The organism is Peribacillus sp. NPDC096448 (genome assembly GCF_044762675.1).
Classification (GTDB): domain Bacteria; phylum Bacillota; class Bacilli; order Bacillales; family DSM-1321; genus Peribacillus; species Peribacillus frigoritolerans_B.
In genome coordinates this window covers 270,151-285,786 of sequence record NZ_JBIWEU010000003.1, presented here as the reverse complement: position 1 = coordinate 285,786, position 15,636 = coordinate 270,151, and the positions used below count along the sequence as shown (strand labels likewise).

Genomic DNA, 15,636 nt, shown 5'->3' with positions numbered 1-15,636 from the left:
AACATCATGAAAAAAATACTCTTTCTCATGGCAGCAATCATGTTGCTTTTAGTAGGATGCGGAAAGGCGAATGAAGTAAAAGAGAAAGAAAATGCGCAGAATCAGGAGAAGGAAGAGGTAACATTGAAGGTTGCCTCACTCATTCCCCCAATGACGGAAATCCTTGAGCTTGTTAAACCAAAGCTGGCAGAGGAGGGCATTAACCTAGAAATGGTTGTATTAAGTGATAATGTGCAGCCTAACACCGCACTAGCAGCAAAAGAAGTGGATGTGAACTTCTTCCAACACGTTCCGTATATGGAGGAATTCAATCGAAACAAAAATGCCGAGCTAGTACCAGTGAAACCCATTTATTTTGCCAATTATGGGGTGTATTCCAAAGAATACGACTCAATGGATCAATTGCCAGAGGGTGCCGTTATTGCCATTGCAAATGATGTGTCGAATATCGATCGTTCATTGGCATTGCTAGCACAGCATAAAGTGATTACTTTAAAGGAAAAAAAGGGTCCATATTATACAATGTCTGATATCACTGAGAACCCTAAAAACTATAAGTTTAAAGAAGTGGATTTATTAATGCTAGCGAGAACGTATGATGAAGCAGATGCGATCGTGATAACACCTGCTTACGCCGCACCGCTTGGTTTGACACCAAAAAATGACGCCCTTCTCACAGAAGGTGTTGAAAATGACTTTGCGATTACATTAGTGGCACGCAAGGATAACGTGGATTCTGATCCAGTCCAAAAGTTGGCCAAGGCCATGACAAGCCCTGAGGTACGCAAATTTTTAGAAGAGAAATATAGTGAAACGGCCATACCGGCATTTTAATTTTGATACGAAGAAAGGGCTATTCCTTCAAACAGGAATAGCCCTTATTTACGTGTCTGTTTAACTTTGTGATCGTCCATCGTCCAGCTACTATTAAAAATACTGTCCAATTCCCCTTCTATTCTTGAATAAATATAGAAACTCTTCTAAAATATATTTAGTCCATAATTTTACAGTGAATAAAATATTACATACAAATGAAATCTAGTTATAAGAAAAGAAGTTGAAAGGACTTTCCATTATGTCGATGATTTACGAATCTCAAACACTAGTTTCTGCCATGCAAACGCGTGTCGGACAATATAAGGACCTGAAAGAACAGCTCACGGAATTGAAAAAAGGATTTGAGAGTATCGTTCATTTGGATGATGAGCTGCAGGGTCAAGGCGCAGAGGCCATTAAAGGGTTTTACAAAGCACAAATCGATGTCGTGGATTCTTGGCTGCGCCTGATCAATCGGCATATTGCCTTTTTAAGTGGAATTCAAGGAGATACAATCGAAGCTAACCTTAGTGAAACCGTGGTTACGGTCCCTTTTTTAGAGGAAGAGCTGACAAACGCCACTCGAAATTCCAAGGAAATGGTCACAGCCCAAAAAAATGATCTGAAAAAAATATTGGCTGGAATTGATGATATCATTCAGTTAGAGCCTTTTTCCGATGATGCGTTCTTTGAGAATATGGAGAAAGCTGAAAGGAAACGGACCGAAACGATAGACAAAGTAAACGAAATCGATCATAAGTGGACGGCTGAATATGCCAAATCCGAAGCGGACCAAGCGGCAGTGACGGCACTCATGGAGCAACTGAAAATATCCAGTACAAGGGGAGGAGAAGTATCCCCGCTCTATTTTAATGCAGTAGCTTACAAAAATAGTGAAGCCTATAAAAACCTAGAAGTAAGGAAAAAAGAAACCGCGCAATATCTCAAGGTTAAGAAAGAGGAAGCGGAGAATCGCCGGATCAAAGAATTGAAGGCACAACTCGATCATGTAACAGATCCAGACGAGTTCCTCAAAATCGCCAAGCAGATCGGATACGAAAACTTAGCGCCCACCCAGCAGCAATATGTCATGCAGCTAGAAGCGGCTAAGCAAACCGCAGACATTGCAAAAGGAATCGGTGTAGGCCTTTATGATGTAGGGAAAGACTTTGTGACAGGAGTTTGGGACTTTGTCACAGACCCTGGAGAAACGGTCGAAGGCGTAGCCAATTCGATTATGCACCCGATTCAAACCTATAAATATATTTCCAAATCCATCTCCGACTCCTATGAAAGAGATATGGTAAATGGCGATGCCTATTCGAGGTCTCATTGGGTAACCTATGCCCTTGGAACAGTCGTCACATCAGTAGTAGGAACAAAAGGTGCAGGAGCCATAACGAAGACTGGTGTAGCGACAACAAAAGCCGCTGCAGTAAAAGGCGTTACGAAGGCAAAAGAACTGGCCACTATCCCTAACCTATTGCCATACAATCCAAAAAACCAACTGTCGTTGGCAGGGGGAGTACCTTATAATGTGGTTAATGGGGTTGGGTTAAAAGAACAATTAATTTCTATGGCGAAAGTGGAGTCTGAAGTTAGTGGTAGGGGTCCGGGTGAAACTACAGTAAAAAGACAAACTCCGAATCAAAGAAAATCAGAAGTTATCCAAAATAATTTTGTTAAAATCACTTCTCGCACTAATATTTTTAACCCTGAAGATATCCCAAGTGTCAGAGATGGTGGGTTTATTAAATGGTATGATAATATAACCTTAGATGAATTAGAAATAGCGTGGGCTAATCCGGAAGTTAGAAAAGTAATTTCTTCAAGATTGAGATCGCCTGGAAAATTACATGAATGGTTAATGATTGCAAGAGCACCTACTTTCAAAAGGTGGGGAATAAGTGCTGAACAAATCCAAGAATTGAGAACACCAACAAAAGATGTAGAGTTTATTAATCCACCAGGTAGACATCATCGTGCTCCTGGTTCTAAAAGAGCGCATAATGAAATATTAGAAATAATAGACACATCCCTTGATTATAATACATTTGTAAGACGGTTACAGATGTGGTCTCATTATAGATACAAGGGTGGAGTAGAGGGTTTACCAGGTAATCTAAAAAAATAGGAGTGAAATTATGGAATATAGTGGCGTGGTTTCAGTGTGGTTTGGCGTTTCTAAATCGTTTGAAAATCTTGAAGAGTATGTTGATATAGAGTATACGGAAGATGGGGATTCAATAGACTCAAAATTTGGTACAAACTTTGAATTTGGTTATTATGATGAAGATAACATTGAAATTTGTTTCTATGAAGAGCCAAAAAATAATATAGACGACATTTTAAATGATTTTTCATATAGCGAAGTAATTATTCCGAATATAAAAGAGTTAGTAAATGGTGATAATTTAGCATACTGGATTAATTCTGTTATTGTACTCTATGATTTTCAATATGATGAAGCGAAAAGTGGAGATGAAACGGAAAATATAGAAATTAAATTTATTGGTACTGTACCATACAAGTAAAACTAATTAGTAATTTAGTTTAAATAAGCTATTAATACTTAACAAGAAGGCTATGGTCGAAAGGTAGCTGATAATTTCCTAGACTATTTAATCGAAAGTCTTGAAGAGGCAAAAGAAAACTGGGATGAAGATGAAGAAGATTGGTAAAAGCTGAAGGTAATAGTTATTTATCTTATTTTCTTATAAAGTAAGAAATATTTTATATAAGAAGAAGTGGATAGAGCCTGAAATCAAAGGGGCTATCCATTTTTTGTTATTTAGAGTTATGTACTTCTATATCCTACCGAAAAAAGAATGAAGTTACCATTAGAATTTTAATGGAAAGGAGAATAATAGATGAGTAAAATGGCAATTAAGATAAATACTAATGGTCCATTTAGTAAATGTGTAGTACCTTTAAGAAAGTACACTGGTTTAGGAATTACAGACATAAAAAATAAAATTGAAAACAAAGATTTTTTTGCCGAAACGGATGCGAATGATATTGATGAAATGGAGAATTTAAAAGGGTTAGTTGATAATTTGTTGAAGTTAGGTGCAGAAGTAAAAATATTTGACAGTGATGAATATGGAGAAGGAATTTTCGATTATCAAGAAATTTCTTACGACGAATTTATTAATAATATTGACCGATTAAAAGAAATTATGGAAGAATTACAGGATTACAATGATGCATTGTCAGACGAAGTTTAATTCGAAAAGATAATGCTATGAATTGGTATTAATAACATTATTGTAAAAAGATATGTTATGAGTTTGTGTTAGCAGCATAAGCGAGTGAAACTTTAAAGCACTTGATTGCCTTTTAGGCAACAGGTGTTTTTTTATGAGATATTTATTCTTTGGACGATATGAGTGATTCTTTACTGAAATTCATAGCCCATGAAGTTTGTACCAATGTACTGAATAAAGATGTATCTATCACCAATGAAAATCTCCTATACCTGAAAAGTGGTATATAAAAAGGGTGGGAAGATCTCCATCGATGATAATGGCACTTGGAATTATCCTAACAAGTCTGGAATATCAGTAAGTTATCCAAATGGTTATCCTGATTTTACACCCTATGTACATCCAAATGTTGAGCTGGTTTAAATCGAGGTACATTCGCCTAAGAATAATCCAAAAGACTTTGAAAATGCAAATATAGCGGCTAAATTACAAAAGATACTGATCCTCAATAATAAATATTAGGAAACCGCCAGAAGGGTATACATGGCATCATCAAAAAGATGGAAAAACGAAGATGCTAGTAGATGAAGATATTCATAGAGAGTTTAGACACATTAGTGGTCAATCAAAAGTTAATGGGAAAAATAAGTAAGATTAGAGGAGTGCGAATATGACAAAAATGAGTAGCAAAAATCCAAAGATTTCCCTACAAGATATAAAACAATTTGAACAGGAGTACGATGTTACGTTACCTAAACAATATGTTGATTTTCTACTAGAATACAATGGAGGATATCCCCAAGAATGTAACTTCAGAATATCTGATGATGAAGGAGAAAGTTTAGTTAATAAGTTTTATGGAATTGGGGATATGAAGAGTAATTTAGCTAAAGTTTTTGAGATTTTAGAAGGAGAAATACCAGAAGATTTTGTTTCAATTGCTAATGACCCAGGTGGAAATGAGATTTTATTAGGGGTTAGTAGAGAGTATCAGGGAAAGGTATATTTTTGGATTCATGATATAGAACCAGAGGGAGAAATGGGGAATATGTTTATCCTCGCAGATAGCTTTGCTGAGTTCTTTAATAACCTATATGTATCTGAATAACGATACTATAGGAAGCTGCATTTATCCGTTTTAAGCAATCCTAGATTTTTTGTTTAAGTTACAAATACGAAAGATAGCTAGGTGAAATGACATTTTAAGCTTACGAAGTATTGTTACAAGGAACAAGCTATAAACTTACGAAATTAAACAATCACGTTGGTTTAAAGATAAGCTTTTGTAATGAATACTTTATAGCTAACGATAAAGCATTTGATTGTCTTTGAGGCAACAGGTGCTTTTGTTTTCTTTTATGGGATATTTATACTTTGGACGATTTGAATGATGCTTGACTGAAATTCAAAGCTAATGAAGGTTGTACCATGTACCATCGTTCCAAGTGCTGATGAACAATTTATAAAACATTTTCCTTAGTATAAGGAGTATTTGAAAAATCCAATGAGGCATCACCTTATAGGAGAAGGTGGTCAAGCTGTAGCTTTACCAAAAAGTTTGCATCCAGGATATGGTGGAATTCATAATGTAGAAAAGGATTGGGGAATTACTGGAATAGATAATGAAATTGCAACTAGATTAGAAACTTTTATAAAAAATTCAGGAAGGTGAGAAGATGATACTACCAGAAGAATTTAATTATAAATGGGATGTTAACAAAGATGGCCCGCTAATTAAATTTAATTACCAAGATTTAATAAGTACAGATTTTTCGGATGAAGTGAAGAGCTTTTTGTCAATAGGAGGCTTACCTGAAACTCCTCCACCATATTTAGAATTTACTTCGTCACAATCGTTATTAAGGCGTATTACGTATGTATTTAATATGCCAGAAGAGTTTCAAAAATATTGGTTTTTGGGATCGACTGGTTCCGGGGATCCGATATGTATAATCGAGAAACAAGAAAATGTAGTGTTTCTTCATAATAGTGATGATTATAAAGAGGTATTTATTAATTCTTCTTTAAATCAATTTGCAGAATGTTTATTAGTATATTCAAAAATGATTGATAAGGCAATAGAGGTGAATGGTGAGGATGCCTTTATTGATAATGATATACCAGAATCTGTGATTAATTGGCTAAAAGAAGAATTAGAAAGAATTGATGCTAAGTGTATGGAAAAGGAATGTTTTTGGTTTTCTGAAATTGAGAATCTATATGAATAACTGATAGCATTTTAAAATAGATAACTAGAAGCAATTTATAAAAGGAATTACGAAAAAAAGTTGTCCGAAGTAACGACACAGTTTACTAGGAATTGAAGCACTTAGGAATGTTGTTGGTATGTTGGTAATATTTAAATTGAAATGACTATTGATATTCAATATTAGAGGGTGATTTAGTTGAATTATTCTGAGTTACAAGTATTTATAAAGAAATATGGCGAAGATGATGATTTTACAGGTGGAATAGGTGAAGACAATGTAAAAGAAACTGAACAAAAACTACAGGTCTCATTACCGGAAAGTTACAAGTGGTTTCTAAGAAATTATGGTTATGGTGGACTTTTTGGAGTGAGAATAATTGGATATGGTTTTACAGGTCCAGCAGTAGTAGATACTACCAAAGATCATCAAAAGTATTATGATTTAATAGATGGACTTGTGGTTATAGAGGATATTGATGAATTTGCTTATTGTCTCGATACTAATAAAATGAAAGATGGAGAATGCCCAGTTATTACGTGGGATAATCAGGAGGGGTATGGTGTTAAACTAGCTGATAATTTTTTAGACTATTTTATTGAGCGCCTAGAAGAGGCAAAAGAAGATTGGGATGAAGATGAAGAAGATTGGTAATAAAGTAAGAAATATTTTACATAAAGAATAAGTGGATAGAGCCTTTCGAAGATCAAAGGGACTATCCATTTCTTTTTTCATTTAGATTTGGGCGCCAAATGCCGTAATAGGACAACATAGTTTTGATGCTTTAAAGGAAGTAGTGAATCGTTAAGGGCTGTTGAAGCAATGGACGGTTACTTTGATGATATTGTTGAAGCTCTTGAATATTTAGGAGACATAGCTAGTTCAAGATAGTAGAAATACAGGAGGTAATGCTATGGATGAAAAAAGTCTAAATAAAACTATAAGAAATGCTATTAAGATCGGTGATAATAATGAAGTAAAGCGTTTAATAGGAGATAATCCAGAATCTTTACATACAATGACACCATTTGGTACATGGTTACATGTTGCAGCAAAGAAAGGGCATTTTGAAATAGTAGAATATCTGATTCTTAAAGGAATTGATGTCAATACAAAAGGTGATATATTTGATGCTTCTCCTTTAAATGTGGCAGCAGGTGCGGGGCATTTGGAGATAGTTAAGTATTTAATAGAGAGAGGCGCAGAATTAGATTTGACCTTAGCAAAAAGAAACCCATTATTTGGAGCAATTTATGGTGGGCATAAAGAAGTTGTGGAGTTTCTAGTTGAAAATGGGATAGATATTTCAATTAGATATACGGGAGAGAGTATTAAGAATATGGATGCATATGAATATGCTAGAGAATTTGGGCAAACAGAAATTGCTGAATATTTAAAGCAGAAAATGGATGAAAAAGAATAGAAAAGAGACTTTTTAGTTAATAGTATTTGCTATATAGTAAGTACAATGTAACTTTTACTTGATTGGCAAAATGCCTTTCGGGGTGTCTTATTTTTGTGGGGTTTCTCAGTGCAGTATAAACCGTTTATTATTTAAAGAATATAAATAACTCTTGTAAGCCCTATATTATGTTTTACTAGATTTATTTTGCGAATCTTCACGTACACAGAATGATAATAATGTCGAGAGGCTACCCCACCTATTAACTCTTGAATGTCAATCTCTAACACTTAGGTGGGTTGAACCAAATAGGAGGTAGTTTTGCAAAAAGAAGGATTTGTATCATTTTGGGTAGGGAATATTAACTCATCAGAGGAATTAGACAATTTACTTGAAATTTCTTATACAGAGGATGGGGATTTTATTCCCTCAATGTTTGCTCGAAGCTTTGGCATCGATAGATATGACGACGCTGTTAGAGAAGCGGATTTTTATGATGAAGTAGCAGATAACTTGCTTAGTCGATTATTAGAAGGGTTCTCCTACGATGATGATATTATTCCTAAATTTTCTTCATTGTGTGGCGCACAGTTGCCAAGTGAGTATAATGTTGTTATTCTTCTATACAACTTTAAATATGAGGGAATTAAAAAGAAAACCACAATTAATAAAAGTGATTTAGAGTTTTTAGGTGCAGTAGAATACTTGTAATTCAGATAAAAAACCTTGATTGGCTTTAGCTTTTCAAGGTTTTTTATGTATTAGTATAGAGGTTGCTTCGATTCTTTAACTTAGAGGAGATTGACTTTTTAGGTTGTAATTCTAGCATATTAAATTACCGAAATGGGTGATATTTTTGTCGATTAAGAAATCAACGGGCCAATACTTCAGAATGAGACAAGAGCTTGCTGATCAAGGAATGGAATTTTTATTTAAGACTCCAGTGACTGAAGATGTTAATTCAATAATTTATGAAGGGGAAGTTGACGAAGAAGATTATATTACATGGAAACATGTGGAAAATACTACTTCACATGACTTAAACCAGTTAGAAGAGAACTTAGAAGTGGTATTCCATAAAACAATTATTGAATATTTTAATTCGTATTGGTTCGCTGAATTAGACGGATTTTTAAATGATATATATAAAATTTGAGGCGGTTTTGCCAAACTTTGAATTAAATTCATTCCGGAGGACCATAGAGGGATATAAGACCAATCATAACAATAGACTAGAAAATATTCCTTTAGGTATTGAAGGGAATGGTTTGTTAGTTGTAATTGATAATGAGAACGGTAAAGTAAAGTTAGAGGATTTCGAAAGGAATTCATTTGAGATTTTTCAGAAAGTATTGAAGCATTAATTTCTAAGCTAAGATTAAAAAGATAGTCGGAAATTGACACTTTCAATATTCAGGGAAGAAGTTGATAAAACCGAGGTAAGTTGGTTCTATCAACTTTTTATTTTTGAAGAAATATATTAAATCTTTATATACTCCTATAACCCCTTATATAGCCCGATAGCGATTGATCCCCCGAGTGGACTCCATTCAACCCAATGACCCCACGCTCATTCAACCAATGATTTATTAGTTGTTAATTTGGTTAAATAGTAAAGTTAATATAATAAAGGTAGAGGTGATTCTCATTGGGGAAATGGAAAAAAGAAATAGAGATTAACGCTCCAATTGAACAGGTTTGGAATAGAAAATATGCAGAATCATGCTTCAAGTAGTTGATCAGAATCTGTTAAAAATAGAGGGGTGTTGCTTCAGAGTCTATTTATATAGTTGATAAAGTTGTAGTCTATCAAGTAACACTCTTACATCTGTTTCCAGTTCTAAAACATGTAATTTCCGGTGACATGAGGGATCAACAGCTACAGTATTGTAAATCGTATCTTCTCCCCCTTTACTAAGCCAGATAACGTGGTGACTTTCTAAATACGGTTTCCCTTTTTTGTCTTTAAAAGGGGCAGGGTTTCCACAAAGATCGCAAATACCTTGTGCACGAAGTTTGACATATTCAGAAACGTACGGATCACGTTCAAATGTCTTAGAAGTGGTGTATCGTTGGCCTAACCTGTCAGCGTTCTTTGCCCGATCATATAATTCTTTATCGCTTAATTTTTGGACATCTTTCTGTTTCTCCGCCTCTTTCTCTTTTAATAATTTCTCAGAGATTGTATATTTATTACCAACTACCCGTAATGGGAACATCCATACAGTTCGGTCAGATTGAACTTCTGTATATGGATATTCGACTAGTTCAACTTGACCTTTAAATACATGTTCACCTGATTTAAACGCTTCAAATAAATACACTCTAACGCCGTTTTTTCTAGATTCGTTTAGTGTTTTATTTTGACCAAAATTGATGTCCTGATCTCCATCTTGTCCCATACCAGTATAAAGGAGAATTTCATCTCCATTGCTATTTATTATCCACTTGTCTTCGTAGATTCCTTTAGTATGATCCGAAAAGATGACAAGGGTATTGGTTAAATGTGAACGTCTCATTCCGCCTTGTGTAGAACATTTAAAAGCCTCTGCAACCTCTTTATTGTGATAGATTCGACCGACTATTAATTCTTTTATTCCGCGTTGGTTGTTATCTATCCAACTTCTGACTTCCTTTATGTTGTAAAGCTTAGACTTTCCTACTTTAGTAAATGGTAAACCATCTTTCTCCATTTTCCGTAGGGTAATAGGTGAAATGCCTAGCTGTTGTTGTAGGTTTTTGAAGTCTATAACCTTATCCATTTTTTCTTCTTCTCCTCAATTTCTCTTATAATTTTATATGTCTCTCACATTTTCATTTTTTAAAGGACTTAAAGCAAAAATTTTTATAAATTATGTCTTTAGCATTATTTCTATCATAAAAACTATTATAATTGTTTTAATACTATATTTCGACATTAGTAAGGAGTTTAATATGTGTAATGAAGGTTTTTCCTGCTGTTTTCTATTAAGAATTAATTGAGAATTTTTTATTAATTGATAAAACGAAAAATGGATTCAGAGTATACAAGTTCAAAATCTATTGAATTGGAGTCCTTTGGTAAAAATCTACGCTAATGCTCATACAAATGTAGCACCCGACTATTTTAGTCAGGTGCTACATTTTTGGTCGCGTTTTGGTCATAAAAACATATATAACGGTATATTTTTCATTTACCTTTCTTGTTCGAAAAAAGCGACTATACCTTTATATGATATTGATTGTTTTTTGATTGTGTTTGATGTAAAGATAAGAAATTTAAAACGGATGTTTCAGAAATTATCAAGTTATTAGGCGCTTTTTATCCCTTCGAACGTACCTTCAACTATCCATCTTCTTACAGTCTCTTCATGTTTACCACTTAGTTTAGCAACTTCTGTTAAGTTTTTAGAAAAAAAAAAATATATCTGATAGACTAAAGTTATGAACTAAACTTTGAGGTGGATACATGCATTATTCAACAATAGAATCTGTGTGGCTAGCGACGGCGATCATGGCTTACGAAGTATACAACAGTAACAAATCAGTTACCTTAAAAGAAATGTATTTTAAGCAGGCGGATATTAAACGTCGTGCTCAGCAGTTAACAACAAATAATGTTGATGCTGCTCGAACTTCACAATGGGCGAATGCAGATCATGAAAATAATAGTCACAACTATTTGCGTGTAGGTTTGGGAACGACAAGACGCCTAACGTTTGTAGGGGAATTTGGTGGTGTTAAAGAAGCACCATTTTTAAATCGAGAAGAACTTGTAAATACATCTCTTGGTGAACGAACAGTGGGAGATATTTATGATTTTGTAGCGAAAGAATATACAGGGTTATTCAAGATTGATCTTATTTCTGTTTTAAATTATTTAAAATTATATGGGGATAAACCATATAAAAATCCGGAAGATAAAGTAGGTGAAGAGAAAGAAAAACTTTTACAAATAAAAGCCACAGGAAGCGCGGCTGCTGAAGAATTGAATAATTTAGCGAAATTATGTGAAAGCAAATTCAATATAAAAAATAAAGGAAAATCAAAATGGCTAAATGGTGGAAATGATAAAGTTCGAACTTATTTATGGAACCAACTGAAATTTGAAAGTAAATGGGATTATCCATCGAGTATTTCATTGTTTGCAGAGCTAAATGGAGAGAAGGCTCGTTTAAGAGTTGCGGTAGAACTGGATGAAAAGGCTGCTAGTGTAGAAGATTATAAACGCCATCATAGATTTTTAGAAGAAGATATATTAAATAATGACAGTGGCTTTTTCTATTTTGCTAAGAGTAGTAAATCAGATACTTATTTTGAGTTACATGACACTAGCGCCGAAGTTGTAAAAAAAGGTTTATTGGAAGACATATATGAAAAAGTTCAACTTACATATGTCTTAACACATGAGCAAATTATAGAAACTTCTCTAACGAATGATCAAATTTTAGCAGATCTTTTAACTGCGATTAACAACTTGTTACCATTCTATAAATTAGCGACGGATTATGATGAGCTAAAACCAGTTGAAGATATTATAAGTTATGGAGATAATAATATGGTGAATAATTACAAAAATATGATCTTATACGGCCCTCCTGGTACTGGAAAAACTTACAATACCGTAAATTATGCAGTAAGCATCATCGAAAATAAATCAATTGATGAAGTTCGCCTTGAAGGTTATAAGGACGTTTTTGAACGTTACAATACATATAAAAAGCAAGGGCAAGTAGGATTTATTACTTTCCATCAGTCCTATGGGTATGAGGAATTCATTGAAGGCATTAAACCTGTACTAAATGAAGATCAGGGTGAAAATATCACATATAAAGTCGAATCTGGTATGTTCAAAGAATTTTGTGAAAATGCTCAGCAAATAAAGATAACGTCTGGTAATGAAGAGTTGAGCGTAGATGCTCGTGTTTGGAAAGTTTCACTCGGCGGTAGTGGAATGAATTATGTAAAAGCGGATTGTTTTACCAATAACCGTATTCGTATTGGATGGGATGACTTTGGTGAAGATTTAACTGATAGTGAAAATTATCCATCTGGTAAAGTCAAAGATATTTTGTATAGTTTTTATGATGATATGAGTATTGGAGATATCGTTTTTTCGTTAGGTGATCAAAAGCATATTGATGCAATTGGTATTATTACAGGTGAAACAGATTGGCTACAGGATGAAGAAGAATATAAAAGAAGCAGACCTGTTAAATGGATTGCAAAGAATATTGAGGAAAATATATTTGATTTAAATGGTAAGAAAAACTTAACGTTAAGAACGATTTATGAATTAAAGCGTTTATCTCTGGAAGACGTTCATGAACTTATCTTGAAATATTCGCAAAGTCTAGAAGCGAATGTCGATATCGAAGAGAATAGAAATAATTATGTATTTATTATTGACGAAATTAATCGCGGGAACATTTCGAAAATTTTTGGTGAACTTATTACACTTATTGAACCAACTAAACGGATTGGTGCAGATGAAGAAACGAAAGTGAAGTTACCATATTCTAAAAAAGAATTCGGCGTACCTCAAAATGTCTATATACTTGGAACAATGAATACAGCAGACCGTTCAATTGCCCTATTGGATACTGCCCTAAGAAGACGGTTTAACTTTATCGAAATGATGCCGAATTCTGACGTTCTAGATGGAGTTATGGCTGATTCAATAAATATTCAACAAATGGTTGAAACTATGAATAAACGAATTGAAGTGCTATATGACCGTGATCATACAATTGGACATGCATATTTCATGAGTTTAAAAGAGGATAATTCTATTTGGAATTTAGCAAAGATTTTCCAAAATGCGATTATCCCACTATTGCAAGAATACTTCTATGAAGACTATAGCAAGATTCAACTAGTTTTAGGGGATAATGCGAAAGCTAAAGAATTTCAATTCATCATAGATGAGCAAATAAAAGTGAATGATCTCTTCAAAGGGAATCCGGATATCGATCTGCCAGAGCAAAAATATCGTATTCAATCTTCAGCATTTATGAAACCGCAAAGTTATATTGGGATTTATGAGTAGGGCTAATTATGAAAAAATTAGTTGAAGTAAAAGAGTTTGACGTCATTACTTATAATAAGGCTTACAAAGATTCTGACCAGTACGTGTATTTAGATGAGCAATCATTTAGCTATCTAGAAAATCTGATTTTTACGTTTAATGAAAGTGAAGAAGCGGATGGCGTAGATTTTTTCACAGTAACAACAAAGCGTCATATTGGTAAAGTTATTCGAGCAAAAAATTATGTTGGTATTATTCAATTGAAAAACGGTGTGCTAATTCAAATCTTGCCAAAAATTCATGGAAGTACATCGATTGATACAAAGAAGACGTTTTTGAAAATGCTAAAATCGTTAAAGAATTTTCCAACAAAAATCTTTAATGAAGCGAACTTGAATACAGAGCGAATGAATTTGTTTGAAATCTTTATTCGATTTTATATTCAAGAAATTCAAATGCTCTTAAAAAAAGGAATGAAATCAGCTTATTATGAGGTAGAAAATAATCTAGGTGTGTATAAAGGGAAGATGCTCTTCTCTCAACAAATTAAACATAATACCGTACATAAAGAGCGCTTTTATGTTCGTTATGATGAATTTGGTTTAAACCGCGCAGAAAATAGACTGATTAAATCAACATTAATGAAATTATTAAAACAATCTATAAGCGCGGACAATGTAAAAGAAATTCGGAAATTACTAGTGAACTTCGAACTAGTAGAGCCTTCGAAAAACTATGATAAGGATTTTGCAAGCGTGAAAATTGATCGCAATACGAAGGACTATGAAAGTATCATTACTTGGTCGAAAGTATTTCTTTATAACCGCAGTTTTACAACATTTGAAGGGAATTCATTTGGAAAGGCTTTATTATTCCAAATGGATAAAGTTTTTGAAGCATATGTTAGTCATAACTTAAAGAAGTATATTGCATCTGAGTGGGAAGTGTCACTGCAAGATAAGGGCTATTATTTATTTGAAAAACGTTTTGCCCTTCGCCCGGATATAGTATTACGTCATCAAAATGAAAGTAGGATAATCATTATTGATACCAAATGGAAGGTGTTAACCAACACTCCTAACAACAACTACGGTACTTCGCAAGGGGATATGTATCAGATGTATGCTTATGCGAAGAAATATGAAACAAATGAGATTTGGTTGATCTATCCGATGAATGATGAGATGGAAAATGGACAAGATATTCAATTTAATAGTGATGATGGAGTCCAGGTGAAAGTTTTTTTATTGGATTGTCATCAAATAGAATCTAGTTTGTTACACTTGATAAGTCAGTTTTAAATGTAGTTTATGGTAGCAACATTAGGGAGTATGTTAATGAAAGATGGCTATCAATTATTTTTTATAAATTTAAACCGCAGCTAGTTTATATACTGAGTTCACTAAAAGAGTATAGTCTTCTCATTTGAGAAGACTATTTTTTTTCATTTATTAATTGTTCCACAGCTGGAATGTCTGCAGGGGCCCATTTTAGAGAACTTAGATTCTCTCGCTTTAACCATATCAGTTTAGAATGCTCATTGGCAGTTGGGGTACCTCCAATGATTCTACATTTTATAGACAGTAGGTTAATGATGAAGGTTTCATATTCATGCGTATTATCATTAAAGATTGAAGCCTCTGTTTCAACCTGGCAATGTAATTCCTCGTCAATCTCTCTTTTTAAAGCAGTAAAAATATCTTCTCCCATTTCTACTTTCCCACCTGGGAATTCCCACATGTTCGGGATACTCATATCTGGAGATCGTAATGCACATAGTATTTCATCTTTTTCATTTTCAATGATGGCTGCAACTACTTTAACTTGTTTTTTCATGTTATCCTCCTATAGGTTTGCTATGGTTAAATAATATCATGATTAAGGGGTGTAATAAATTAAGGAGTCTGGTTAAACACTTCCTCATCTATTTATACTAAGAACGACATGGTACTAGGATATAAAAAGGAATAGAAGGAAAGAGGTGTGGAATGGTCATTC

At 33.9% G+C, this 15,636-nt stretch carries 15 protein-coding genes and 1 pseudogene; 14 read left to right on the top strand and 2 right to left on the bottom strand.

Annotated features, from left to right (window positions below; translation table 11 throughout):
- Nucleotides 1-6 precede the first annotated feature (6 nt).
- From ACIQ0C_RS07565 to ACIQ0C_RS07510, 12 genes and pseudogenes are all read left to right on the top strand, one after another.
- Nucleotides 7-834: a MetQ/NlpA family ABC transporter substrate-binding protein gene (locus tag ACIQ0C_RS07565; protein ID WP_403058697.1), complete on the top strand. Its 828-nt coding sequence runs from the start codon at nt 7-9 to the stop codon at nt 832-834.
- A gap of 241 nt (nt 835-1,075) precedes the next feature.
- The gene (locus ACIQ0C_RS07560; protein ID WP_403058695.1) at nt 1,076-2,950 is read left to right on the top strand and encodes a ribonuclease YeeF family protein; all 1,875 of its coding nucleotides are present in this window, start codon (nt 1,076-1,078) and stop codon (nt 2,948-2,950) included.
- Between the two features lie 10 nt (nt 2,951-2,960).
- Complete coding sequence (locus tag ACIQ0C_RS07555; RefSeq protein WP_403058693.1) at nt 2,961-3,350, top strand: immunity 22 family protein; 390 nt, start codon at nt 2,961-2,963, stop codon at nt 3,348-3,350.
- 336 nt (nt 3,351-3,686) lie between these two features.
- Nucleotides 3,687-4,043 (top strand): hypothetical protein, encoded by a 357-nt coding sequence (locus tag ACIQ0C_RS07550; protein ID WP_098370117.1) that lies wholly within the window; start codon nt 3,687-3,689, stop codon nt 4,041-4,043.
- Nucleotides 4,044-4,530: 487 nt separating this feature from the next.
- Nucleotides 4,531-4,674 carry an HNH endonuclease gene (locus ACIQ0C_RS07545; protein ID WP_403059013.1) on the top strand — a complete coding sequence of 48 codons (144 nt, stop codon included), beginning with the start codon at nt 4,531-4,533 and terminating at the stop codon, nt 4,672-4,674.
- An 18-nt stretch (nt 4,675-4,692) separates the two neighbouring features.
- The gene (locus ACIQ0C_RS07540) at nt 4,693-5,130 is read left to right on the top strand and encodes an SMI1/KNR4 family protein (RefSeq protein WP_403058690.1); all 438 of its coding nucleotides are present in this window, start codon (nt 4,693-4,695) and stop codon (nt 5,128-5,130) included.
- Between the two features lie 384 nt (nt 5,131-5,514).
- Nucleotides 5,515-5,694, top strand: a complete 180-nt coding sequence (locus ACIQ0C_RS07535) for a hypothetical protein (RefSeq protein WP_403058688.1) — start codon at nt 5,515-5,517, stop codon at nt 5,692-5,694.
- A gap of 4 nt (nt 5,695-5,698) precedes the next feature.
- Entirely contained in the window at nt 5,699-6,250 is a 552-nt protein-coding gene (locus tag ACIQ0C_RS07530) for an SUKH-4 family immunity protein (RefSeq protein WP_403058686.1), read from the top strand.
- A 177-nt stretch (nt 6,251-6,427) separates the two neighbouring features.
- Entirely contained in the window at nt 6,428-6,883 is a 456-nt protein-coding gene (locus ACIQ0C_RS07525) for an SMI1/KNR4 family protein (protein WP_403058684.1), read from the top strand.
- A 259-nt stretch (nt 6,884-7,142) separates the two neighbouring features.
- Entirely contained in the window at nt 7,143-7,652 is a 510-nt protein-coding gene (locus ACIQ0C_RS07520) for an ankyrin repeat domain-containing protein (protein WP_403058682.1), read from the top strand.
- 300 nt (nt 7,653-7,952) lie between these two features.
- Nucleotides 7,953-8,342, top strand: a complete 390-nt coding sequence (locus tag ACIQ0C_RS07515; RefSeq protein ID WP_403058680.1) for an immunity 22 family protein — start codon at nt 7,953-7,955, stop codon at nt 8,340-8,342.
- A gap of 181 nt (nt 8,343-8,523) precedes the next feature.
- A pseudogene (locus ACIQ0C_RS07510) lies at nt 8,524-9,021 on the top strand (SecY-interacting protein Syd).
- Between the two features lie 388 nt (nt 9,022-9,409).
- Here the strand turns inward: ACIQ0C_RS07510 and ACIQ0C_RS07505 are convergent.
- The gene (locus tag ACIQ0C_RS07505) at nt 9,410-10,393 is read right to left on the bottom strand and encodes an HNH endonuclease (RefSeq protein WP_403058678.1); all 984 of its coding nucleotides are present in this window, start codon (nt 10,391-10,393) and stop codon (nt 9,410-9,412) included.
- 686 nt (nt 10,394-11,079) lie between these two features.
- Between ACIQ0C_RS07505 and ACIQ0C_RS07500 the strand changes: the two genes are divergently transcribed.
- A complete protein-coding gene (locus ACIQ0C_RS07500; protein ID WP_403058676.1) occupies nt 11,080-13,659 on the top strand; it encodes an AAA family ATPase in 2,580 nt (859 codons plus the stop codon).
- An 8-nt stretch (nt 13,660-13,667) separates the two neighbouring features.
- Nucleotides 13,668-14,939, top strand: a complete 1,272-nt coding sequence (locus tag ACIQ0C_RS07495; protein ID WP_403058674.1) for an McrC family protein — start codon at nt 13,668-13,670, stop codon at nt 14,937-14,939.
- Nucleotides 14,940-15,072: 133 nt separating this feature from the next.
- On the opposite strand, the gene ACIQ0C_RS07490 is transcribed toward ACIQ0C_RS07495, so the two are convergent.
- Nucleotides 15,073-15,474 carry a (deoxy)nucleoside triphosphate pyrophosphohydrolase gene (locus ACIQ0C_RS07490; protein WP_403058672.1) on the bottom strand — a complete coding sequence of 134 codons (402 nt, stop codon included), beginning with the start codon at nt 15,472-15,474 and terminating at the stop codon, nt 15,073-15,075.
- Nucleotides 15,475-15,636 lie beyond the last annotated feature (162 nt).

Coding starts and splice junctions, on each gene's coding strand:
- ACIQ0C_RS07495 (WP_403058674.1), top strand. CDS start 13,668: ATGAAAAAATTAGTTGAAGTAAAAGAGTTTGACGTCATTACTTATAAT.
- ACIQ0C_RS07505 (WP_403058678.1), bottom strand. CDS start 10,393: ATGGATAAGGTTATAGACTTCAAAAACCTACAACAACAGCTAGGCATT.
- ACIQ0C_RS07565 (WP_403058697.1), top strand. CDS start 7: ATGAAAAAAATACTCTTTCTCATGGCAGCAATCATGTTGCTTTTAGTA.
- ACIQ0C_RS07530 (WP_403058686.1), top strand. CDS start 5,699: ATGATACTACCAGAAGAATTTAATTATAAATGGGATGTTAACAAAGAT.
- ACIQ0C_RS07540 (WP_403058690.1), top strand. CDS start 4,693: ATGACAAAAATGAGTAGCAAAAATCCAAAGATTTCCCTACAAGATATA.
- ACIQ0C_RS07490 (WP_403058672.1), bottom strand. CDS start 15,474: ATGAAAAAACAAGTTAAAGTAGTTGCAGCCATCATTGAAAATGAAAAA.
- ACIQ0C_RS07520 (WP_403058682.1), top strand. CDS start 7,143: ATGGATGAAAAAAGTCTAAATAAAACTATAAGAAATGCTATTAAGATC.
- ACIQ0C_RS07555 (WP_403058693.1), top strand. CDS start 2,961: ATGGAATATAGTGGCGTGGTTTCAGTGTGGTTTGGCGTTTCTAAATCG.
- ACIQ0C_RS07560 (WP_403058695.1), top strand. CDS start 1,076: ATGTCGATGATTTACGAATCTCAAACACTAGTTTCTGCCATGCAAACG.
- ACIQ0C_RS07500 (WP_403058676.1), top strand. CDS start 11,080: ATGCATTATTCAACAATAGAATCTGTGTGGCTAGCGACGGCGATCATG.
- ACIQ0C_RS07550 (WP_098370117.1), top strand. CDS start 3,687: ATGAGTAAAATGGCAATTAAGATAAATACTAATGGTCCATTTAGTAAA.